The sequence below is a fragment of the Flavobacterium sp. ACN2 genome (assembly GCF_002303885.1).
GTDB lineage: Bacteria > Bacteroidota > Bacteroidia > Flavobacteriales > Flavobacteriaceae > Flavobacterium.
In genome coordinates, this window is record NZ_MRCM01000007.1 from 31,675 (window position 1) to 52,859 (window position 21,185).

The 21,185-nt window shown below is 33.8% G+C and carries 21 protein-coding genes and 2 tRNA genes; 12 read left to right on the forward strand and 11 right to left on the reverse strand.

Going from position 1 to position 21,185, the window contains the following annotated elements; all coding sequences use genetic code 11:
- Window positions 1–40: 40 nt before the first annotated feature.
- Window positions 41–2,236, forward strand: a complete 2,196-nt coding sequence (locus BSF41_RS10020; protein WP_095929370.1) for an ATP-dependent DNA helicase RecQ — start codon at window positions 41–43, stop codon at window positions 2,234–2,236.
- Between the two features lie 96 nt (window positions 2,237–2,332).
- Here the strand turns inward: BSF41_RS10020 and BSF41_RS10025 are convergent, their stop codons facing one another.
- The gene (locus BSF41_RS10025) at window positions 2,333–2,572 is read right to left on the reverse strand and encodes a hypothetical protein (RefSeq protein WP_095929371.1); all 240 of its coding nucleotides are present in this window, start codon (window positions 2,570–2,572) and stop codon (window positions 2,333–2,335) included.
- Window positions 2,573–2,847: 275 nt separating this feature from the next.
- Here BSF41_RS10025 and BSF41_RS10030 point away from each other — a divergent pair, with 275 nt between their 5' ends.
- From BSF41_RS10030 to BSF41_RS10040, 3 genes are all read left to right on the forward strand, one after another.
- On the forward strand, window positions 2,848–4,407 hold the full coding sequence (locus BSF41_RS10030; protein WP_095929372.1) for an NAD(P)/FAD-dependent oxidoreductase: 1,560 nt from the start codon (window positions 2,848–2,850) through the stop codon (window positions 4,405–4,407).
- Window positions 4,408–4,481: 74 nt separating this feature from the next.
- On the forward strand, window positions 4,482–5,183 hold the full coding sequence (locus BSF41_RS10035) for an SMI1/KNR4 family protein (RefSeq protein WP_095929373.1): 702 nt from the start codon (window positions 4,482–4,484) through the stop codon (window positions 5,181–5,183).
- A 20-nt stretch (window positions 5,184–5,203) separates the two neighbouring features.
- Window positions 5,204–6,289 carry a hypothetical protein gene (locus tag BSF41_RS10040; protein ID WP_095929374.1) on the forward strand — a complete coding sequence of 362 codons (1,086 nt, stop codon included), beginning with the start codon at window positions 5,204–5,206 and terminating at the stop codon, window positions 6,287–6,289.
- Between the two features lie 132 nt (window positions 6,290–6,421).
- Here BSF41_RS10040 and BSF41_RS10045 read toward each other — a convergent pair whose 3' ends face one another.
- On the reverse strand, window positions 6,422–7,381 hold the full coding sequence (locus BSF41_RS10045) for a quinone oxidoreductase (protein ID WP_095929375.1): 960 nt from the start codon (window positions 7,379–7,381) through the stop codon (window positions 6,422–6,424).
- A 174-nt stretch (window positions 7,382–7,555) separates the two neighbouring features.
- Window positions 7,556–8,968: an aminopeptidase P N-terminal domain-containing protein gene (locus BSF41_RS10050; RefSeq protein ID WP_095929376.1), complete on the reverse strand. Its 1,413-nt coding sequence runs from the start codon at window positions 8,966–8,968 to the stop codon at window positions 7,556–7,558.
- A 258-nt stretch (window positions 8,969–9,226) separates the two neighbouring features.
- On the opposite strand from BSF41_RS10050, the gene BSF41_RS10055 reads away from it, so the two are divergent.
- On the forward strand, window positions 9,227–9,664 hold the full coding sequence (locus BSF41_RS10055; RefSeq protein ID WP_095929377.1) for an META domain-containing protein: 438 nt from the start codon (window positions 9,227–9,229) through the stop codon (window positions 9,662–9,664).
- Between the two features lie 212 nt (window positions 9,665–9,876).
- Here BSF41_RS10055 and BSF41_RS10060 read toward each other — a convergent pair whose 3' ends face one another.
- From BSF41_RS10060 to msrB, 5 genes are all read right to left on the reverse strand, one after another.
- Window positions 9,877–11,121 carry an RNA polymerase sigma factor gene (locus BSF41_RS10060; protein WP_095929378.1) on the reverse strand — a complete coding sequence of 415 codons (1,245 nt, stop codon included), beginning with the start codon at window positions 11,119–11,121 and terminating at the stop codon, window positions 9,877–9,879.
- A gap of 62 nt (window positions 11,122–11,183) precedes the next feature.
- Window positions 11,184–11,522, reverse strand: a complete 339-nt coding sequence (locus BSF41_RS10065; RefSeq protein ID WP_095929379.1) for a YciI family protein — start codon at window positions 11,520–11,522, stop codon at window positions 11,184–11,186.
- A gap of 82 nt (window positions 11,523–11,604) precedes the next feature.
- The gene (locus tag BSF41_RS10070) at window positions 11,605–12,057 is read right to left on the reverse strand and encodes a carboxymuconolactone decarboxylase family protein (RefSeq protein ID WP_095929380.1); all 453 of its coding nucleotides are present in this window, start codon (window positions 12,055–12,057) and stop codon (window positions 11,605–11,607) included.
- A gap of 381 nt (window positions 12,058–12,438) precedes the next feature.
- Window positions 12,439–13,044 carry a peptide-methionine (S)-S-oxide reductase MsrA gene (gene msrA, locus BSF41_RS10075; protein WP_172426881.1) on the reverse strand — a complete coding sequence of 202 codons (606 nt, stop codon included), beginning with the start codon at window positions 13,042–13,044 and terminating at the stop codon, window positions 12,439–12,441.
- A 7-nt stretch (window positions 13,045–13,051) separates the two neighbouring features.
- Window positions 13,052–13,606: a peptide-methionine (R)-S-oxide reductase MsrB gene (gene msrB, locus BSF41_RS10080; RefSeq protein ID WP_095929381.1), complete on the reverse strand. Its 555-nt coding sequence runs from the start codon at window positions 13,604–13,606 to the stop codon at window positions 13,052–13,054.
- A 294-nt stretch (window positions 13,607–13,900) separates the two neighbouring features.
- On the opposite strand from msrB, the gene idi reads away from it, so the two are divergent.
- From idi to BSF41_RS10115, 7 genes are all read left to right on the forward strand, one after another.
- Window positions 13,901–14,428 (forward strand): isopentenyl-diphosphate Delta-isomerase, encoded by a 528-nt coding sequence (idi, locus tag BSF41_RS10085; RefSeq protein ID WP_073408979.1) that lies wholly within the window; start codon window positions 13,901–13,903, stop codon window positions 14,426–14,428.
- A gap of 20 nt (window positions 14,429–14,448) precedes the next feature.
- Complete coding sequence (locus tag BSF41_RS10090) at window positions 14,449–14,859, forward strand: 6-carboxytetrahydropterin synthase (RefSeq protein ID WP_095929382.1); 411 nt, start codon at window positions 14,449–14,451, stop codon at window positions 14,857–14,859.
- 3 nt (window positions 14,860–14,862) lie between these two features.
- The gene (locus tag BSF41_RS10095) at window positions 14,863–15,321 is read left to right on the forward strand and encodes a peroxiredoxin (protein ID WP_095929383.1); all 459 of its coding nucleotides are present in this window, start codon (window positions 14,863–14,865) and stop codon (window positions 15,319–15,321) included.
- A gap of 56 nt (window positions 15,322–15,377) precedes the next feature.
- Complete coding sequence (locus tag BSF41_RS10100; RefSeq protein ID WP_095929384.1) at window positions 15,378–16,346, forward strand: type I phosphomannose isomerase catalytic subunit; 969 nt, start codon at window positions 15,378–15,380, stop codon at window positions 16,344–16,346.
- 57 nt (window positions 16,347–16,403) lie between these two features.
- Entirely contained in the window at window positions 16,404–16,670 is a 267-nt protein-coding gene (locus BSF41_RS10105) for a hypothetical protein (RefSeq protein WP_012022371.1), read from the forward strand.
- Between the two features lie 76 nt (window positions 16,671–16,746).
- Window positions 16,747–16,820 (forward strand) — tRNA-Thr (locus BSF41_RS10110).
- Between the two features lie 112 nt (window positions 16,821–16,932).
- Window positions 16,933–17,006 (forward strand) — tRNA-Thr (locus BSF41_RS10115).
- A gap of 340 nt (window positions 17,007–17,346) precedes the next feature.
- Here BSF41_RS10115 and BSF41_RS10120 read toward each other — a convergent pair.
- The 3 genes from BSF41_RS10120 to htpG form a co-directional block, all read right to left on the reverse strand.
- The gene (locus BSF41_RS10120; protein WP_095929385.1) at window positions 17,347–18,102 is read right to left on the reverse strand and encodes a DUF4369 domain-containing protein; all 756 of its coding nucleotides are present in this window, start codon (window positions 18,100–18,102) and stop codon (window positions 17,347–17,349) included.
- A 135-nt stretch (window positions 18,103–18,237) separates the two neighbouring features.
- Window positions 18,238–19,071 (reverse strand): hypothetical protein, encoded by an 834-nt coding sequence (locus BSF41_RS10125; protein ID WP_095929386.1) that lies wholly within the window; start codon window positions 19,069–19,071, stop codon window positions 18,238–18,240.
- 195 nt (window positions 19,072–19,266) lie between these two features.
- On the reverse strand, window positions 19,267–21,150 hold the full coding sequence (gene htpG, locus BSF41_RS10130; protein WP_095929560.1) for a molecular chaperone HtpG: 1,884 nt from the start codon (window positions 21,148–21,150) through the stop codon (window positions 19,267–19,269).
- Window positions 21,151–21,185 lie beyond the last annotated feature (35 nt).

Consider the following 21,185-nt stretch of genomic DNA (forward strand, 5'->3'; position numbering starts at 1 on the left):
ATGTGTTGCAAATTTATACAAAATACCATTAATATAGAGAATGAATTCAAATGAAATTGAAATACATAAAGAATTAAAGAAGTATTTCGGCTTTAGCCAATTTAAAGGCTTGCAAGAGCAAGTCATTACGAGTATTCTAGACAGAAAGAATACGTTCGTAATAATGCCGACTGGTGGTGGAAAGTCTCTTTGCTATCAACTGCCAGCTTTAATTCAAGAAGGAACAGCAATTGTTGTTTCTCCTTTAATTGCTTTGATGAAAAATCAGGTTGACGCAATTCGAAGTCTTTCGTCTGAGAATGGAATTGCACATGTATTAAATTCTTCCCTAACTAAAACAGAAATTGCTCAAGTCAAAAAAGATATTACGTCTGGATTGACCAAACTTTTGTATGTCGCCCCCGAATCATTAACAAAAGAAGAATATGTAGCCTTTTTACAAAGTGTGCCTATTTCTTTTGTTGCTATCGATGAAGCACACTGTATCTCAGAATGGGGACATGACTTTAGGCCAGAGTACAGAAATCTGAGAAATATAATTAAGCAGCTGGGGAAAGTGCCTATTATTGGACTTACTGCAACTGCAACACCAAAGGTTCAGGAAGATATTCTGAAAAACCTTGATATGGTAGACGCTAATACTTTTAAAGCGTCTTTCAACAGACCGAACTTATATTATGAAGTTCGTACAAAAACAAAAAATATCGAATCGGATATTATTCGATTTATCAAACAGCATAAAGGCAAATCTGGAATTATTTACTGCTTAAGCCGTAAAAAAGTAGAATCGATTGCCGAAGTTTTACAAGTGAACGGAATCAGTGCTGTTCCTTATCACGCAGGTTTGGATGCAAAAACGCGGGCTAAACATCAGGATATGTTCTTAATGGAAGATGTCGATGTCGTTGTAGCAACAATCGCATTCGGAATGGGAATTGATAAACCAGATGTTCGTTTTGTAATTCACCACGACATTCCAAAATCATTAGAAAGTTACTATCAGGAAACGGGTCGTGCAGGACGTGATGGCGGAGAAGGACATTGTTTGGCTTATTACTCGTATAAAGATGTAGAAAAGCTAGAAAAATTTATGTCTGGAAAACCAGTTGCTGAACAAGAGATTGGTTTTGCACTTTTACAGGAAGTTGTGGCTTACGCCGAAACTTCAATGTCGCGTAGAAAATTTCTTCTTCATTATTTCGGTGAAGAATTTGACAGCGAAACAGGTGAAGGAGCCGATATGGACGACAACGTTCGTAATCCAAAACATAAAGTAGAAGCCAAAGAAGAAGTGGTTAAGCTGCTGGAAGTTGTTCGCGATACGAAACATATTTACAAGTCAAAAGAAATTGTCTTTACTTTAATAGGGCGTATTAATGCTGTTATTAAAGCGCACAAAACAGATACGCAACCTTATTTTGGTTCTGGTTCAGGCCACGACGAAAAATATTGGATGGCTTTATTGAGACAAGTTTTGGTAACAGGACTTTTGTCAAAAGATATTGAAACTTATGGCGTAATAAAAATTACGCAAGAAGGTCTTGACTTTATCAAAAAGCCAGCTTCATTTATGATGTCTGAAGATCATGAATACACCGAAGCCGATGATGAAACTATTGTAACTGGAGGAAAATCTTCTGGTACTGCAGACGAAGTTTTAACTGGAATGCTTCGTGAACTTCGTAAAAAAGTAGCCAAAAAACTTGGAGTTCCTCCATTTGTAGTTTTCCAAGATCCTTCGATTGAAGACATGGCTTTAAAATATCCGATAACAATTCAAGAATTATACAATATTCATGGTGTTGGTGAAGGAAAAGCTAAAAAATATGGAAGTGAATTTGTTGCTTTAATTAGCCGTTATGTTGAGGACAATGATATTATTCGCCCAGACGATTTGGTAGTAAAATCTACAGGAGTAAATTCTGCTAATAAATTATATATCATTCAGAATATTGATAGAAAACTTTCATTAAATGATATCGCTTCCGCGAAAGGACTTTCGATGGATGCACTGATTAAAGAAATGGAGCAAATCGTTTATTCTGGAACCAAACTAAATATTAAATATTGGATTGATGATATGCTTGATGATGATCAGCAGGAAGAAATCCACGATTATTTCATGGAATCTGAATCTGATAAAATCGAAGATGCCTTAAAAGAATTTGATGGCGATTACGATATTGACGAATTACGTTTAATGCGTATTAAGTTTATTAGCGAGGTGGCTAATTAAATTCCAAATTCCAAAAATAATAAAACATTAAAAAAGAAAATTCCAAATTCCAAGCAATCTAAAGCATTGGAATTTGGAATTTTCTTTTTTGGAATTTTATTCACTATAAACTTCCCCACGATGTGGTTTCAAAGCATCTCTTACTTTTATCATATTTTCATCGGTTACGACCATAAAAGCTATGGCGTACATGTCGTCTATGATTTTAAATCCTGTAATATTTAAAGGTAGCTTTTCAATTACTATATATTCTTTAAGGTGTATTTCGTGATGTTCAGCAGTTTTTGCAGAAGCTGGTCCGCGGAAATCCCAGATTAGTTTTATTTTTCTAGACATTTTTTTAAGGTGCAAAGGTTGTAAGGAACAAAGATACAAAGTCTTTCTTAAAGGTTGTATGTAGAGACGCACTGCAGTGCGTCTACGCAACGTTTACCCGTAATATGTTAAACGCACTGCAGTGCGTCTCTACGATATTCTTTGTATTGAAAATCTCCTTACATCTGTGTCAATCTGAATGCAAATTTTACAGCAGATATAAATTCTCATTTCAAAATAGTACTTTTGCATGTTCTTTTCATAGAAAGAAAAGCTAATAGAATAAAAAAGACAAAATGCCTAAAGAACTTTTACTTCAAGTAACACCAGAAATTGCTGCAAACGAATCATTGCTAAAAGACCATTTGTCTAAGCAGATTAAAGTTTCTGCTCAAGAAATTCAGCACGTTTCAATTTTAAAACGCTCTATTGATGCTCGTCAGAAAGCGATTAAAATTAATTTGAAAGTTCTTATTTATTTAAAAGGCGAACCTTTTCAGGAAACTAAGATCGAACTTCCTATATATAAGGATGTCTCCAAAGCACAAGAAGTTATTGTGGTTGGCGCTGGTCCGGCTGGGCTTTTTGCGGCATTGCAATTAATTGAATTAGGTTTAAAGCCAATTGTATTGGAACGCGGAAAAGACGTTCGAGGTCGTCGTCGCGACTTAAAAGCGATAAATCGCGAACACATCGTTAACGAAGATTCTAATTATTGTTTTGGCGAAGGCGGAGCAGGAACGTATTCGGATGGAAAATTATATACGCGTTCTAAAAAACGTGGTGATGTAACTAGAATTTTAGAACTTTTAGTAGCTTTTGGAGCTTCTGAAGACATTTTGGTAGAAGCGCATCCGCACATTGGAACTAATAAATTGCCTAAAATTATTGAAGATATCCGAAATAAAATTAGAGAATTTGGTGGTCAGGTTTTATTCGAAACTCGTGTAAGCGATATTTTAGTAAAGAACAATGAAGTTGAAGGAATCGTAACGCAAAACGGAGATAAAATTCACGCCAACAAATTGATTTTGGCAACAGGACATTCGGCGCGTGATATTTTTGAATTATTAGACAAAAAGAAAATCTTAATAGAAGCAAAACCTTTTGCTTTGGGAGTTCGTGCAGAACATGCTCAGGAATTAATCGACAGTATTCAATACAGCTGTGATTTCCGTGGCGAACATTTGCCGCCAGCGCCATATTCTATTGTAAAACAAGTTAACGGTCGCGGAATGTACTCATTCTGTATGTGTCCAGGAGGTGTAATTGCACCATGTGCTACAAGTCCGGGAGAGGTAGTTACAAATGGTTGGTCACCATCAAAACGGGATCAGTCAACAGCAAATTCTGGAATTGTAGTCGAATTGAAATTAGAAGATTTCAAACCTTTTGCCAAATTCGGCGCTTTGGCTGGAATGGAATTTCAAAAAAGTATCGAACAAAAAGCTTGGCATTTGGCTGGACAAACTCAAAAAGTACCAGCGCAAAGAATGATTGATTTTACACAAAGTAAAGTTTCAGCTGATATTCCGAAAACGTCTTATGTGCCTGGCACTACTTCGGTAGAATTGGGACAGGTTTTTCCAGGATTTTTAACTCAGATTATGCGTCAGGGATTTCAGGATTTTGGAAAATCAATGAGAGGTTATTTAACTAACGAAGCTATTTTACATGCGCCAGAAAGCAGAACGTCATCTCCGGTTAGAATTCCGAGAGATCCTATGACTTTAGAACATTTGCAAATCAAAGGTTTATATCCTTGCGGAGAAGGTGCGGGTTATGCGGGCGGAATTATTTCTGCAGCAATTGATGGCGAAAAATGTGCCTTAATGATTGCGGAATCCTTGAAATAATTGGCTTTGCACTTTTCATGTAGGAAAAGATTGTTATCTTAGTATTCTGATTTTAATAGAATATTCCCCCAAAGATGACAATACAAGAAATCGAAAAAAAATACGGATTTGAATTTCCGCTCTTATACAAACAGTTAGACGCAGACGGCATGCTTGATGTCGGTGAATATGGTCCAAATTGGTATACAGAGGTTTATCCTACTTTAAAAGAGAATCCGCCTTTGCTTCTACATTCGTATGATTTTGAATCATTGAATTTAAAATCGGTTGCCGAAGAAATAGAAGAACTTCAAGATCCAGAAGATTATCGCAATATAAATCCAGAATTTAAATTTATTCCGTTCGCTAAAAGTGGCGGTGGCGATCATTATTGTTTCTTTTTAAACGAAGAAAATAATGGCGATGTGCCGATCGTTTTTGTTTGGCATGACATGAACGAAGTGAATTATCTGGCAAAAAATCTTCAGGATTTTATCTTCAAAGTTTTATTGATCGATATGTCGAAACAAGATGTTTACAATGAACTTACTGATGAAGAATTTAGAAACGACATTGAATCTGTTTTTAAATCGCACAAAAAGTATTTGACAGAACAGCAAAATACAATTCTGTCTGCTATTTTACAACGCGATATTATTGATTATGAAATACATGTTTCTCCAAAGATAGTAGAATCGGCTAGAGGATTATTAACAGATTTCGAATTAGAATCGATTGTCAATGAAGTGATTCCTTTTGATAAAATGAATCAGAGTTTTAAATATTCAAACGATTAGTTTTTATACAAGATATTTTTATGAGCTTTTTCTCCAATCTATTTAATAGAAATAATGATCCAAAATCGATCATTTCTTTTGATGTTGTCGATCCCATTTATTCGTATTTATATAACCAAGAATCTAGCCTTGAATTTAAAGTAAAAGGAATTCAAGAAGATGTTATGGTAAATTTATTTTTCTTTCCGAGTTCTTTCGACCATGAAGAGGGAAAAGAAGAAATTAAAAAAGCTGGTTTCAATAATTCGTATGAAGTTTTAAATGAGCTTTATAAAAAAGTAAATATTGGAGTTCTTTCAGACGAAGCCATACAAGAAGGTTTAGAATATGATTTTATACATATTCAGTTTTATTCGGAACCAACCGCAGAGGAGAAAAAGTTTTTTAAACGTTCGATAAAAAACTTTGTAATCTTTTTTTGCTGCACCAATAGTTTAGAAGTAAACGATTTTAAAATATTGTATTCAGGAAAACATTTCTTCGATTATACAAAAGGATTGTTGGAAAGTGAGCTCTTGGATGTAAATAATCCGAAGAATGAAAGTGAAGCAATTGGAATTAGAGATTTTAAATTGGTTTTGCAGGGAGTCTGCCAATATTTAAATATTGAAATTCCAGAAACGGTGGAACTTCCTTCGTCTGAAAATTTAGTAGAAAGTGTAGAAGCTACTCTAGAATCTTTTGAAGAATTTATCAAATTAGTTTCAAGAGAAAATATCGAAGAAAAACAATTAAAAAAACAATCTAAAAAGCTCTTTAAAGACTATAAAAAAGGAACAAATGAATATCACGATATTGTTGATGGTCATTTTGATTTCTTTGAAAGTATTGATGCTTGGAACAGTGACTGGAAATTTGATCCCGAAGATGCTGAATATTTTATTTCTGAAATGATTGGCGAAGATCTTAATTTTGAATATCCGGATGAAACCTATAGTCATGATTTGTTTCCTTATATTCAATCAGCTCTAGAAAAACGCGGTTTCGAATTAATGAGTTACAATACAAATGGAGATAATTATTTGTTTTTTGTAGCCAATAAAGAAGATGTCGGTCGAATTTTAGAATTATCTGAAATTACTAAAATTGAAATTGATCAATTGTAGGTTTGTTAACGTATCGTTTGTCATCCTGACGGAGGAAGGATCAGACTAGTAATTCGGCAAAGATTAGAGATGCTCTTTGTGGAGCTTCGTGTGTGATCCTTCCTCCGTCAGGATGACAGAAAAGACGATCCGCTATGGGATCAAAATAATTTTCCCAGTGCTTTTTCTGCTTTCTAGAAAATCATGAGCCAATTTTCCTTCTGATAATTTAAAAGAAGTTGGTTCAGAAAGTTTGATTTTTCCTTCTGTAATCCAATCGAATAACTGAGTTGCGCGTTTAATTCGTTCTTCTTTCGAATTCAAATAACTCCACAAGTCGCCTCCAGTTAAAGTTTTAGAACCGTCCATAAGCATTCTAGGATCTACAGGTGCTGGATCTCCGCCCGCCATTCCGAAAAAAACGACTTGTCCGCATTCTTTAGTGATTTCAAAACTTTCCATTAAAGTGCTTCCAATACTGTCATAAACTGCATCGACACCGTTTGGAAGAACTTTAAAAACTTGTGATTTCCAATCTTCATTGTAAAGAAAAACATGATCTGCACCTTGTTCAAATCCGATCTTTGCTTTTTCTGCAGATGAGGTTAAACCGATAACCGTTGCACCCAAAAGTTTACTGATTTGAGTTAATATCTGCCCAACTCCGCCAGCAACCGCATGTATTAAAACAGTTTCTCCCTTTTGGGTTTTGTGACTGTCTGTAGCAAGATAATGCGCGGTTAAGCCTTGAAGCAAAACAGAAGCGGCAGTCTCAAAAGAAATGTTTTCAGATAATGGAATAATGTGATTTACATTTACGGCAACCAATTCTGCATTGGCAAATGGAGCGTCGGCAAAAGCCACACGATCACCAAATTTGTATTCTGGATGATTGTTGGCATCGACCACAATTCCTGCGCCCTCATAACCTGCAATAAAAGGCGGATTTCCTTTTAAATGATAATTCCCTTTTCGGCGGTAAACATCGGCAAAATTTAGTCCGATGGCTTTCATCTCGACTAAAATTTCATCTTTTTTTAATTGCGGATTAGGGATTTCTATATATTCTAAAACATCTGATTCTCCAAAAGAAGAAAAGGTAAGTGCTTTCATTTTTGAGTAATTTAAGAATGTAAAGTTCGGGAAAATTCAAAAGAAAAAGCCTCAAAATAATTGAGGCTTTGTTTTATTTTTTCTTGACCACAGATTAAAAGGATTTACATAGATTTTTTTCAGTTTCAATTTAAAAATCTTAATAATCCTTTTAATCTGTGGCCAAAAAACGAATTAGATCTTAGGAAACTTCATATCATTAAAAGTGCTTTTCTGTTTAGCTAAAGCTTCGATATCTTGCCATTTTCTAGGAGAATCAGCAGAAAGGTTTTCATATGAATCTTTAAGCATTAAAATATCATCTTCGATACGAACACCGATATTCCACCATTTTTTATCGCATTTGCTGTTTGCCGGAATGTAGATTCCAGGTTCTACAGTAAGTATCATGTTTTCTTTTATAAGGGTCTGTGGTCCATTGTAAGTTCCTTTGTCGTGAACGTCTAGACCAAGAAAGTGGGAGCATGAGTGCGGATAATATAATTTTACATCTTTCGGATCTGTAATAATTCCTAATTTAATTAAACCTTTTGCTATTACATCTTTTGCAGTTTCGTTTAAAGCGACAAGAGGAGTTCCTTCTTTACAGATTTTAAAAACAGCTTCTTGAGCATCATAAACAATTTGATAAATTGCTTTTTGTTCTTCAGTAAATTTTCCGTTTGCAGGAACTGTTCTTGTAACGTCTGCAGAATAGCCATGATACTCAGAACCAACATCCATTAATAATAATTGCTTGTCGATTTTTGTGGCATTGTTTTCCCAATAGTGCAAGATACATCCGTTTGCTCCAGCTCCTACAATTGGTCCATAACCTTCGCCTTCTGCTCCATAATGTTTATGAATGTAGGCATGAATTCCGTCGGCTTCGTTTTCGCTCATATCTGGGCCTACAGCTTTCATCACTTCGTTGTGCGCAATACAAGAAAGTTTTACTGTTTTACGCATCAAAACAAGTTCTTCTGGAGTTTTTATTTCACGAAGAGAACTGGTAATTTTATTGAATAAATCTGTTGAAGTTTCATTTGCTTGCGTAATTCCTGCTTTAGCTTTAAATGATTTTAATAATGCATATAAATTATCAGGATTATTGTTTTCTGCTACATCTGTTGGAAATTTATCATAAATCACTTTGTCAAATTTTGCAAAATCAATGGCAAAGGCATTAAAATCTTTTCCGTTATAAACAGTTGTAAAGCCTAGTTTAGATTTTGCGCCTTCAATTCCTAAGCGTCTTCCTGTCCACATTTCGTGTGCTGCATTTCTTTCTCTAACAAAAAGGACTTCGTTGTATTTTTCGGTTCCTTGCGCTTCTTTAAAAATTAATAATATTGCATCTGGTTCTTTGTATCCCGATAAATAATACATGTCAGGATTTGCATGATAATTATAGTCAATATCTCTCGAAAAGACTCTTTCGGGATAAGAAAAAATGACTGCTACAGAATTAGCAGGCATTAAAGCTCTAAAAGCTTCACGGCGTCCTTGATGAAATTCTTTTGTGAGATAATCTGTTGGAAGGTTTTCTTGCGAATGAACAAACGGTGCTGTCAATGCAAATACAAACAAAAATAGAATTTGTTTCATTTTTTTGGTTTTTTATTGATGATTTTGGTTTTTGATTGATGCAAAATACAAAAAAAATATCCTCACTTGTTTTATTTTAAACATTTGACTCATAAAACTTTAAATAAATTGTAGTAACTTAGAGACAAAAAATAATAGTTTATGCCAAAAAAAAAATTTCAATAAACCTGTAACTGGGCATGAATATTGAGAAAAGAATTTTTATAGAATTATTTTAGACTTCAAAAAACAAATTATAAATCTTTAAAATCCACTTTTATGAAAAAATACACATTTGCAGTCCTTTCAGTTTTAACTTTATTATTTGCTTCATGTACGGCATCAAAATCTGCTTCTAATGGAGGTGATTTATTTGGAACAACTTGGGAGTTAGAATATATCTCAGGACCAAGAATTGCTTTTGAAGGATTATATCCGAATAAAAAACCGCAGCTTACTTTTGATCAGAAAGAAACAAAAGTTTATGGAAATAACGGATGTAATGGTTACAGTGCATCCTATACCTTAAAAGGAAAGTCTTTAACTTTTGGACAAGAGGGACCAACTACAATGATGTTTTGTGAAGGTGGTGGTGAACAAGTATTTCTAAAACAAATTAGACAAATTACAAGTTATTCTATTGATAAAGACGGGAAACTAAATTTAATTCAGGGCGATATCCCTGTAATGAGATTTAAAAAAGTAGCTAAGCAATAGTATTCAAAATCAAAATAAAAAAAGAAAGCTGTCTCAAAAGGACAGCTTTTTTGTTGGATGAAATATTTATATTTTTTTATATGTCGCTCTTCCAGAGCTTTTATGTTGTAATAATTTATATTTTGCTATAAATATTTCGCTCTTCCAGAGCTTATGTTGTAACACATTTATTCTTTGCTATAAATATTTTGCTCCTCTGGAGCTTAAAAAAGCTAAATTGTTTTCAATTTCAATTGCTCAATGTTTTTGCTGATAATGCTTTTGTCGGAAGCAGTTTTAGCTAAATGCATTGCGGTTTCAAAATGCTGTAATGCTTTTTTGATATCAATTTCAGAATATAGATTTCCTAGTAGAGAATAATAAAAATGTTTATCGGTTAAACTTAGTTTTTCAGCTTCTTTGATTGCTTCTTCTTTGCCTTTTACTTTAGATAAGGCGTAAGTTCTGTTTAAAGCCACAATTGGCGAATATTCTAAAATGATTAGATTGTTGTAGAGTTCCAGAATATTTTGCCATTTCTCAATGGTTTCTTTTTTGATAGTGTGCCAATAAGCAATTCCAGCTTCTAAGTGGTATTTTGAAAGTGTATTTCCAGTTGAAGATTGACTTAAAAAGTAAGTTCCTTTATCTATTAATCCCTGATTCCAGAGTGATTGATCCTGATCCTCGTATAAAATAATTTCACCATTCAAACCAGTTCGCGCATCAAACCTTGAAGAATGAAAACACATTAGCGCCATTAAAGCATTGGTTTGAGGCAGATTTGTGCTTTCATTTTGAATTAATAAATAAGTCAAACGCATTGCTTCGGTACAAAGATCTTTGCGTAAAGTGGTATTTTGAGAAATAGAATAGTAGCCTTCAGAATAAAGTAGGTAAATGGTTTTGAGAACTGTCTGTATTCTGTCTTTTATTTCAGAATTGTTAGGATGCTGAATTTTTATGTTTTCTTCCTTCAGTTTTTCTTTGGCACGATTAATCCTTTTGTAAATAACTTCTTTATTAGATAAAAAAGCATCAGAGATTTCATTTATTCCAAAACCGCACAATAAATTTAAGGCAAGGGCAATTTGAGCTTCTTCTGAATTGCAGGGATTACAAACCGTAAAAATCATCGCGAGCTGACTATCAGCAATATTTTGATCAGATAAATCAATGTCGATTTCAGGATTGTTTAATGGAGTATTGTGTTTTATTTCGGTAACTATTTTGGTTTCAAAAACATTGTTTCTTTTCAGGTAGTTTTTGGTTTTGTTTTTGGCAACAGTATATAGCCAAGCACTTGGATTTTCTGGAATTCCTTTAATGGCCCAGGTTTCTGAAGCAGTTAGGAAAGTATCACTTACAATATCTTCTGCAACTTCGATATGCTGAATTCCGAATAAGCTGCAGAGAACTGAAACTATTTTTTGATATTCGGTTCTGAATAAATTGGGAATAAGTTCTTTGTGCTCCATATTTTAAGGAAAAATGCCTAAGTAAAGATACAAAGGCATTTTTATATAAGTTAGTTCAAAATCTAAACAGCCATTCTAATTTCGACATTTCCGCCAAAATTTAAAACCGGACATCCTTGTGCGATTTCGGCAGCTTCATCGTAATCTTTGGCTTTAATAATGATTAGTCCGCCAATAGATTCTTTGATTTCAACAAAAGGTCCGTCTGTGATTCCTTTGTTTGAATTTACAAGTTTTCCCTGACCGTCCCATTTTTGTAAAGGTCTTGCCAATTTATCTTGTGCTGCCAAACTTCCAAACCAGTTTTGCCATTGCTGAAAATGCTGTTGCAATTCTTCTGGAGACGGTTGTGTCTCTTTTGTTATAAAATCTCTTCTGAAAATCAATAAAAACTCATTCATTTTTTTATGTTTTTAAATTGAATAATTTGCTTTTGAGTTGTATAAAGTTAATTGTTTTTAGAGAATAAAAATCAATTATTGTTTATCCAAACTGTCCCACTCTATAAGTTCCTGGTGTATTAGCAAAAGTAATGTTTAGGCGGTTCCAAGCATTAATTGCTGCAACTGCAAGTGTAAGATCGATTAATTCTTGTTCTGTAAATTCTGCTTTTGCAATTTCGTAAATTTCGTCAGGAACATCGCAGGCATTTACTGCTTCTGCTAGAGCAAGAGCAACTCTTTCTCTTTTTGTGTAATAAGGAGCTTCTCTCCAAACACTTAATCCAAATAAACGTTGTGTTGTTTCTCCAGCGGCTAAAGCTTCTTTTGAATGCATGTCTAAACAATAACCGCAGTTGTTAATTTGAGAGATCCTGAAATTTATTAATTCCATAAGAGATGCTTCGATTGCTCCTTTTTTCAAGTAACCGCTAATTCCAAATAATGTGCTAACTGCTTTTTGACCTTGTTCGAATAAATTAAGTCTAGTTTCCATGATGTATAATTTTTAATTGTTTATACCCTAATAACAATCGAACTTTCAGAATTGGACAAAAAATGGAAAAAAAATCAATTATTTTTTCAATTAAACAAAAAAACCTAGTGTTTACAAGGGTTAAGAAACGAAAAAAAGCTGAGTAAATCGAAGAATTTATAGAATTATTTTGTCAGCAAACCCCAGCGGGTGAAATATTTGTAGAATTTCAATAAGACAAATAAAAAAAGCTCCGGAGGAGCGACATATTTTTAATAATCTAATATATGCCGCTCCTCCAGAGAAAAACATTCTTGCTATAAATATTTCGCTTCTCCGAAGCTTGAAAAAAGAAAGAGACTGTCTCAAAAAGACAGTCTTTATAATATCGTTAAATGCCCTTTATTTCTTTTTCAGTTTATCTTTGAAAACCTTTTCAAACTTTTCTATTTTAGGCTGAATCACCATTTTGCAATACGGTTGATTTTTATTGTTTGAATAATAATTTTGATGATAATCTTCGGCTTTATAAAAAACTTTAAATGGTTCAACTTTTGTCACAATTGGATTATTGTACACTTTTGCTTTATTGAGTTCGGCAATAATGCTTTGTGCAGCTTTTTTCTGTTCTTCGTTTTTATAGAAAATAACAGAACGATATTGCGTTCCAACATCTGCTCCCTGACGATTTAAAGTTGTCGGATCGTGAACGGTAAAAAAGACTTTGAAGATTTCGTTAATATCAGTGACTGTTTTGTCGTAAGTAATCTGAACCACTTCGGCGTGACCTGTTTCTCCTGTGCAAACTTCTTCGTAAGTTGGATTAGCGACTTTTCCGCCAGAAAATCCAGAAACAACAGATTTTACTCCGTCAAGATTTTCGTAAACGGCTTCAACGCACCAATAACAGCCTCCGCCAAGTGTAATGGTTTCCAGATTCGCTTTTTTATTTTGTGAAATGCCATTCAGCGAAAGCGCAAAAAAACATATTAAAAGTATATTTTTCATTTGTAGTTTATTTAGTATCTGGAATAAAATCAAGAGCAATCGAATTCATGCAGTAGCGTTTTCCGGTTGGTTCGGGACCATCGTCAAATATGTGTCCTAAATGTCCGCCACATCGCCCGCAAAGCGTTTCAATTCTTTCCATTCCTAGAGAATCATCATTTTTAAAAACAATGCTTTTTTTGTTTTCCTGTTCAAAAAAGCTTGGCCATCCGCAGCTGCTTGAGAATTTTGCAGTCGATCTAAAAAGCATATTACCGCATGAAGCGCAATAATAAGTTCCTTTTTCGTCAGTATTCCAATATTTTCCTGTAAAAGGTCTTTCGGTATCAGCCTCACGCATTACGGCATAAACATCTTCGGGTAAAACCTTTTTCCATTCGGCATTGCTTACATTTAGTTTTGTTTTGTCGGTATTAGAATAATAAGGATTTCCGGGCTTGCTGATTTTATTTTCCATAGCTGCAGTTTTTGAAGCTTGTTTTTTTGTGTTTTGTCCGCAGGCTTGTAAAATAAAAAGCGGAATCAAAAAACAAAGACTGAAAATTAGGTTTTTAGATTTCATAAGTTCTTAGGTGCATTAATCTGTATATCAAAGATACGTTGAGAACTAGCTTCAAATTACAGACGGTGTTATTATTGAGATTTTTTTAAGTGTGTTTTAACTTTTTATTAGTTACGTAAAACAACGCAATGTAGTTTTTATGTCTTAATTTTAACTGCTTTTAAAATTTAGCGTAAAATATAACGTTGTAAATCAGTAGAATAGAAATAGAATGAAAAGCTTAACTTTTGCCAAACGGAATTAGGATTTTTAAGCCATTTCTTTTTTCGTATTTTTGTTTGCTTAAGAAGCCTTATGACAGAAGAAAACGTAATACTAGTTAATCAAAACGATGAACAGATTGGCTTAATGCCAAAATTAGAAGCACATGAAAAAGCGCTTTTGCACCGTGCCTTTTCGGTTTTTATTTTGAATAGTAAAAACGAAATTATGCTGCAGCAGCGTGCTCATCATAAATATCATTCTCCATTGCTTTGGACAAACACTTGTTGCAGTCATCAGAGAGAAGGAGAAACAAATATTGAAGCGGGAAGCCGAAGGTTGTTTGAAGAAATGGGTTTTAAAGCTGAATTGAAAGAGCTGTTTCATTTTATTTATAAAGCGCCTTTTGATAATGGTTTGACAGAACACGAACTAGACCATGTTATGATTGGCTATTATAATGAAGAACCAAACATAAATCCAGATGAAGTAGAAGACTGGAAATGGATGAGTATTGAAGATGTTAAAGCAGATATTGAAAAACAGCCCGAAATTTATACCGTATGGTTTAAGATAATTTTTGATGAATTTGATCATTATCTTGAAGACCATAAATTATAGCCAAACTAACCAAAAGCATAATGAGAGTAACCATATCAAGAAAAGCACATTTTAATGCTGCACATCGACTGCATCGAAAGGATTGGTCATTTGAAAAAAACGATGCTGTTTTTGGAAAATGCAATAATCCTAACTTTCATGGTCACAATTATGGTTTAACAGTAAGTGTTACAGGAAAAATTGACCCCGAAACTGGTTTTGTTCTCGATGTGAAAGTATTAGCGGATATTATACGAGAGGAAGTAGAAATTCCGTTTGATCACAAAAATCTTAATCTGGATGTTCCAGAATTTGCAGATTTGAATCCGACTGCAGAAAATATTGCTGTTGTGATATGGAATAAAATTAGACAACGAATTCATGCCGACTTTGATCTTGAAGTGGTGCTGAACGAAACGGACCGAAATTTTGTAACTTATAAAGGAGAATAAAAAATGTCATTAAAAATAGGAGATATAGTTCCGAATTTTACTGCGAAAGACAACAATGGTGAACTTTTTGAAAGCCAAAGCGTTTTAGGAAGAAAACCGCTGGTGATTTATTTTTACCCAAAAGATAATACGCCAGGATGTACAACCGAAGCTTGCAGTTTTCGGGATCAATATGAAGATTTTAAAGATTTGGGAGCTGAGGTAATTGGTATTAGCAGCGATAGTGTAAAGTCACATCATAAATTTGCTACTAAACATAAATTACCTTTTATTTTGCTTTCAGATCAGGATAAAAGATTAAGAAAACTTTTTGGTGTCCGTAATATTTTATTCGGACTTCTTCCGGGACGCATTACCTATATAATTGATAAAAATGGACTGGTAATCTCGATATTTGATAGCGCAAATGCCGCTAAACATATACCGAAAGCCTTAGAAGCCGTTCAGGAATTAGTATCGTAGAATACCAAAATAGTATCAAAATAGAATTAATTAAACAAATATATTAGCCTTAAAACATGAGTCAAAATTTATACCCTTTGCAATTTGAACCGATTTTGAAAGAAAGAATCTGGGGAGGAGAAAAACTAAAAACAATTCTGAACAAACCAATTGTTTCTAAAATTACGGGCGAAAGCTGGGAATTATCTACTGTACAAGGAGATGTAAGTGTGGTTGCAAATGGAGTTTTAAAAGGAAAATCTTTAATGGATTTAATAGAGGAAACGCCAGATGCAATTTTAGGAACTAAAGTTTATGAAAGATTTGGAAAACAATTTCCATTGCTTTTTAAATACCTAGACGCAAGAGAAGATCTTTCTATTCAAGTGCATCCAAACGATAAATTGGCAAAAGAACGTCATAATTCATTCGGAAAAACCGAAATGTGGTACGTAATGCAGGCCGATGCTGATGCTAGAATTATTGTTGGTTTTAAAGAAGATTCTAGTAAAGAAGAATACTTAAAACATTTAAACGATAATACTTTAGTTTCTATTTTGGATGATGTGAAAGCAAAATCGGGAGATGTTTTCTTTTTAGAAACCGGAACTGTTCATGCAATTGGGGCTGGATTAGTGGTTGCCGAAATTCAGCAGACATCTGATATTACTTATAGATTATATGATTTTGATCGTGTAGATGCACAAGGAAATAAAAGAGAATTGCATGTAGATTTAGCTCTTGATGCTATAAACTACAATAAAGTTGATACACAAAAGAAATACGATTCAAAAGCCAACACATCAAATGTTGTAGTTGATTGCCCTTATTTTACAACTAATTTCCTTCCATTAGAGAATAAATTAGAAGTTTCGAAATCGGGAGAAACATTTACAGTTTATATGTGTATTGAAGGAAGCTTCGAAATCGAATATGACGGATTTAAACATACTTATATTAAAGGAGATACTGTCTTGGTTCCAGCTGCGATAAATGCATTTGTTTTGAGCGGAAAAGCTTCAATCTTAGAAATTTACATTTCTTAGCACTTATTCTAAAGATAATATGTACTTTTGCAGACGCAAATTAAAATTATAATAAAAATGGCAAACGTTAAAAATTTAAAGAAAGACATCAATTTTGTATTAGGAGATATTATTGAGGCAGTTTACTTGTTTGAGATGTCTACAACAGGAAATCCTACTCCAGAAACGAATGCTTTAATCGATGAAGCTATCGCTGCATTCGATACTTTGATTACAAAAGTGAACGCTAAGAACGTTGAAAATAAAAAAGCACACTTCAAACAAATCAATGTTGAATTAGAACAAACTGCTAATCAATTGATTGAAAAAATCAACGCATTATAAGCAAAAAAAAGTGTAAAAAAGTGCAAATTTATTTTGGGAAATTGAAAAACCGCTTTATATTTGCACCCGTAATGACGCCGATGTAGCTCAGCTGGCTAGAGCAGCTGATTTGTAATCAGCAGGTCGTGGGTTCGAGTCCCTCTATCGGCTCAAAAAACGGAAACCATTCGCCTCGGCGAATGGTTTTTTTAATTATAGAGAGAGGTGTGAAATTTTTTTTGGAATATTAAAAAACATTTATATCTTTGCACTCGCAAAATAGGCCGATGTAGCTCAGCTGGCTAGAGCAGCTGATTTGTAATCAGCAGGTCGTGGGTTCGAGTCCCTCTATCGGCTCAAAAACCATCACAGAAATGTGGTGGTTTTTTTTATGCCATTTTTTAAAATTTCAATTCTAAAATTCCAAATGCCAATTTTTCGGCGAAGAAGAAGTTACACTAGGAATTCGACAAAGATTGGTGGTTTTCTTTACGGAAGTTTTTCAAATATAGCTCGCGGTTTCAACCACAGGAAGCATATTAAATGAAACGTATTGCATTGTGGTGATTTAATTATGTTTTAAAGATTGAAAACCGCTTGCGATAGCATTTATATGCTTTGCGGGATTTTTGTTGAATTTAAGCATAAAAAAAACGTCCTGATAATTCAGGACGTTTTTCATTGTTGCTTTTATGTTTTATTCAGCTGGAGCTGGAGTTGTTGCAGCTGCTGGTGCATTTTGTTCTGCTTTTTTAACTTCAGCAACATACTTAGTTAGTTTCTTTCCATAAAGTGACTGTGCTACTTTTGGCGTCATTGATTTTTGAATCGTATCAAGAAATTTCAAATTGATATCGTAAATCTCTGCTAACGCAATATAAGGTGCTACTTCGTGATCTTTATTGTTTATGGCAAAGTTTGTAGCGTATAAATATTTTCTTTTAATATTTGACTGTTGTTTTGCGTCAATGCTGTCAATTGCTTTTTGATCTTGTCTTTTTAAAGCTTTGAATTTTGATTCAACCATAGACAAGTTTTCGTCTCTAAAACGAGTATTGATTTTTTGGTATTCCTCATATAATTCTTGGTTTTTAGATCCAGTAATTTTTGCACCAGCGATGAAGTTGTCCAAATTGGTGTCGATATTGATAGTTCCTGGCTCGGCAAAAAACAAAATGTTATTGTCTAATGAGTTTGTTACGCCTCGATCTAAATATAAATAGAGCATTTCTGGAGATTCTAATTTAATATCTCTTTCAAAAGCTGAGTTTCCATCAATTTTGATGCTGTCAATAGCAACAAGAGAAGTGTCGACAATTCTTTGGATATATAAAGTTCCGGTTTTTAAACCTTTAATGTTTCCTGTGATGTGTAGGTTATCAGCAGCTGATTCTTTTTTGCTACAAGATGCTAATACTGCAAGAGTAACAAAAGCAATTAGTGTTTTTTTCATTAGTTTTTGAGATTTTGGTGCAAAATAAAGAAAATAGTTTAAATGTAAATAGGGGGTGATGTTTTATTTTTTATAAAAAAAATAAATCCCAATTTATTTCTAAATTGGGATACTAAAGTAATGCAAGAAAAGGGTTTACATCGACAAAATAAACGAAGTGCCATTTTCGTGCGTATAAGTGTAAGTTGCATCGCAGTCATTGTTTCCGTAATCTATAACTCCGTTTAAAATACCTCCTTGTACTTTTAATTGTCCTTTGGAGATAAATAAACAAGAATATTTTTTAATTAGTGGTTCTTTTACTGTCAAAGTAAGTGCTACACCATTTGAAGATGTTACGGTATGCGTGCCATCGATAATTTCGTAAACATTGTCAGATAAAATTAAAGGCGTGTCTGCACCTGCAGTTTGTTTAGTAGTGTAAGTTCCCGAATTGGTATAAACGCCTCCTTGTAAATCGGTTAATTTTCCATTAGTAACTTTTCTGGTCCATTGCGGTGTAGAAGCAACAGTTGTAGTGTTTGTGTATTCAATAGTTCCCTCTAATTTGATGTCTTTTATAGAATAGTCAATTCTTTTAATTGTCATTTTGCTTCCAGTTTCTGTAATTGGTCCCGAAAGCGTTACTTCTAGTTTTCCTTTACGCGTAAGATTATTTCCGTCTTTGCATCCTGCTGTTCCAAAATCGGCTAAAAAGACTTTAGGATATTCTCCTCCATTTGGTGTTGTAATGGTAATTGTTGCGCAAATTCCAGGAGGTGTATCAGCGGGTTTTCCAGAAGTTGAAGTGCTTGTGCTGATTAAAAGACTGGTGTTAAGATCCATTTCGTTTGAAGTGTCAATGGCAACTGATGCTCCAATGCTGGTTAAGTCTGTTGAAACGGCTGGGTCGTTATTGTCGCTTGAGCAAGAAACATATAAAAGTGCTGTTGCACAAATGGTTGTTAGTAAAATAGCAGTTTTTTTCATAGGGTCTTTTTGTTTTGGATTAGATTAATAAGGCAGTCAAATGTAATAAAAAATTTGAATTGCAATAAAGATCATTTAGTGGTAATCTATAGCGCTTTATAACGAATTTTTGAAGAAAAAATTATGGTCGAAGGGATGAGAAACAAAAAAAGCTGCCCAAACTGGGCAGCTTTTACTAAGATAGCATCTAAATGCTTATTTGATCATTTCGAAACTTCTTTTTACGAAAGCCGTAAGCGCTTCTCCTTTTAATAGGTTTTGAGATAATTTAGCTAAATCTAAAGCTTGCTTAACTAAATGCTCTTGGTGCGTTTTGTCTTCTGTATTTAAAATACTTGAAGCTAAATCAGAATTGGTGTTTACAACCAAATTGTACATTTCTGGCATATTACCCATTCCGAACATTCCGCCGCCACCTGTTTGGCTCATTTCTTTCATTCTACGCATAAATTCTGGTTGCGTGATAATGAATGGAGCTGCTTGAGAATCCATAGCTTCCAATTGAACGCTGTATGCTTTTGGAATATAAGCTTCTAAAGAAGTTTTTAAAGCTGCTTTTTCGTCATCAGAAAGTTTAGAAATAGTGTTTTCTTCTTTTTTGATTAAATTGTCAATGTGATCAGAGTCAACACGTACAAAAGTTAATCCGCTGTTATCGTTTTCGATTTTTTGGATTAAATGCGAAATAATAGGAGAATCTAAAAGCAATACTTCATAGCCTTTGTCTTTTGCTGCCTCAATGTAAGAGTGCTGAGCATCTTTATTTCCAGCGTAAAGAACTACTAATTTGCCGTCTTTATCAGTTTGGTTTTCTTTTAGTTTTTCTTTTAATTCTTCTAAAGTAAAGTAAGTGTCATCTACAGTTGGATATAAAACAAATGCACCTGCTTTTTCGTAGAATTTCTCTTCAGAAAGCATTCCGTATTCTAAAACGATTTTAATATCGTTCCATTTTGCTTCAAAATCAGCACGGTTTTCGTTAAATAGAGCTTTCAATTTATCTGCTACTTTACGAGTAATGTAGTTTGAGATTTTCTTAACAGCTCCATCTGCCTGTAAACCAGAACGAGAAACGTTCAATGGAATATCTGGAGAATCGATAACACCTTTTAACATTGTCAAGAATTCAGGAACAATTCCTTCTACGTTGTCAGTAACGTAAACTTGGTTTTGGTACAACTGAATTTTGTCTTTCTGGATTTGCATATCATTACCCAATTTCGGGAAATACAAAATACCAGTTAAGTTAAAAGGATAATCTACATTTAAATGAATGTGGAATAATGGCTCTTCAAACTGCATTGGATACAATTCTCTGTAGAAGCTTTTGTAATCTTCATCAGATAATTCAGAAGGCTGTTTTGTCCAAGCTGGATTTGGATTGTTAATGATGTTGTCAGTTTCAACCGTTTCATTAACGTAGTCTTCTGGAGCATCTTCTGGTTTAGGAAGAGTTTCAGTTCTTGTTCCGAATTTAATCGGAATAGGCATGAACTTGTTGTATTTGTTTAATAAACCGCTAATTTTAGAATCATCTAAAAATTCAAGAGAATCTTCAGCAATATGAAGAATGATTTCTGTTCCGCGTGAAGTTTTGTCAGCTGGCTCTAAAGTAAATTCAGGACTTCCGTCACATGTCCAATGTGCCGCTGGCTCATCTTTGTATGATTTTGTAATGATTTCAACTTTTTCAGCTACCATAAAAGCAGAGTAGAAACCAAGTCCAAAATGTCCGATAATTCCAGAATCTTTAGCAGAGTCTTTGTATTTGTCCAAAAATTCCTCAGCTCCAGAAAAAGCTACCTGATTGATGTATTTTTCAACTTCATCACCAGTCATCCCTAAACCTTGATCGATAATGTGGATTTTTTTACCTTCTTTATCGACTTTTACTTCAATAATTGGGTTTCCGTATTCTACTTTAGCTTCACCAATGCTAATAAGATGTTTTAATTTTAAAGTAGCATCAGTACCATTAGAAACAAGCTCGCGTAAGAAAATTTCGTGGTCGCTGTATAAGAACTTTTTAATTAAAGGAAAAATGTTTTCTACTGAAACATTAATTTTACCTGTTGCCATATTTTTTAATTTTTGATTTAATTTGATGATTTTCA

Bases quoted from the DNA above. Each gene is read 5' to 3' on its own strand.
- htpG (WP_095929560.1), bottom strand. From the start codon at position 21,150: ATGGCAACAGGTAAAATTAATGTTTCAGTAGAAAACATTTTTCCTTTA.
- BSF41_RS10040 (WP_095929374.1), top strand. From the start codon at position 5,204: ATGAGCTTTTTCTCCAATCTATTTAATAGAAATAATGATCCAAAATCG.
- BSF41_RS10065 (WP_095929379.1), bottom strand. From the start codon at position 11,522: ATGAATGAGTTTTTATTGATTTTCAGAAGAGATTTTATAACAAAAGAG.
- msrA (WP_172426881.1), bottom strand. From the start codon at position 13,044: ATGAAAAATATACTTTTAATATGTTTTTTTGCGCTTTCGCTGAATGGC.
- idi (WP_073408979.1), top strand. From the start codon at position 13,901: ATGACAGAAGAAAACGTAATACTAGTTAATCAAAACGATGAACAGATT.
- BSF41_RS10090 (WP_095929382.1), top strand. From the start codon at position 14,449: ATGAGAGTAACCATATCAAGAAAAGCACATTTTAATGCTGCACATCGA.
- BSF41_RS10095 (WP_095929383.1), top strand. From the start codon at position 14,863: ATGTCATTAAAAATAGGAGATATAGTTCCGAATTTTACTGCGAAAGAC.
- BSF41_RS10070 (WP_095929380.1), bottom strand. From the start codon at position 12,057: ATGGAAACTAGACTTAATTTATTCGAACAAGGTCAAAAAGCAGTTAGC.
- BSF41_RS10105 (WP_012022371.1), top strand. From the start codon at position 16,404: ATGGCAAACGTTAAAAATTTAAAGAAAGACATCAATTTTGTATTAGGA.
- BSF41_RS10100 (WP_095929384.1), top strand. From the start codon at position 15,378: ATGAGTCAAAATTTATACCCTTTGCAATTTGAACCGATTTTGAAAGAA.
- BSF41_RS10120 (WP_095929385.1), bottom strand. From the start codon at position 18,102: ATGAAAAAAACACTAATTGCTTTTGTTACTCTTGCAGTATTAGCATCT.
- BSF41_RS10045 (WP_095929375.1), bottom strand. From the start codon at position 7,381: ATGAAAGCACTTACCTTTTCTTCTTTTGGAGAATCAGATGTTTTAGAA.
- BSF41_RS10030 (WP_095929372.1), top strand. From the start codon at position 2,848: ATGCCTAAAGAACTTTTACTTCAAGTAACACCAGAAATTGCTGCAAAC.
- BSF41_RS10035 (WP_095929373.1), top strand. From the start codon at position 4,482: ATGACAATACAAGAAATCGAAAAAAAATACGGATTTGAATTTCCGCTC.
- msrB (WP_095929381.1), bottom strand. From the start codon at position 13,606: ATGAAATCTAAAAACCTAATTTTCAGTCTTTGTTTTTTGATTCCGCTT.
- BSF41_RS10025 (WP_095929371.1), bottom strand. From the start codon at position 2,572: ATGTCTAGAAAAATAAAACTAATCTGGGATTTCCGCGGACCAGCTTCT.
- BSF41_RS10020 (WP_095929370.1), top strand. From the start codon at position 41: ATGAATTCAAATGAAATTGAAATACATAAAGAATTAAAGAAGTATTTC.
- BSF41_RS10055 (WP_095929377.1), top strand. From the start codon at position 9,227: ATGAAAAAATACACATTTGCAGTCCTTTCAGTTTTAACTTTATTATTT.
- BSF41_RS10050 (WP_095929376.1), bottom strand. From the start codon at position 8,968: ATGAAACAAATTCTATTTTTGTTTGTATTTGCATTGACAGCACCGTTT.
- BSF41_RS10125 (WP_095929386.1), bottom strand. From the start codon at position 19,071: ATGAAAAAAACTGCTATTTTACTAACAACCATTTGTGCAACAGCACTT.
- BSF41_RS10060 (WP_095929378.1), bottom strand. From the start codon at position 11,121: ATGGAGCACAAAGAACTTATTCCCAATTTATTCAGAACCGAATATCAA.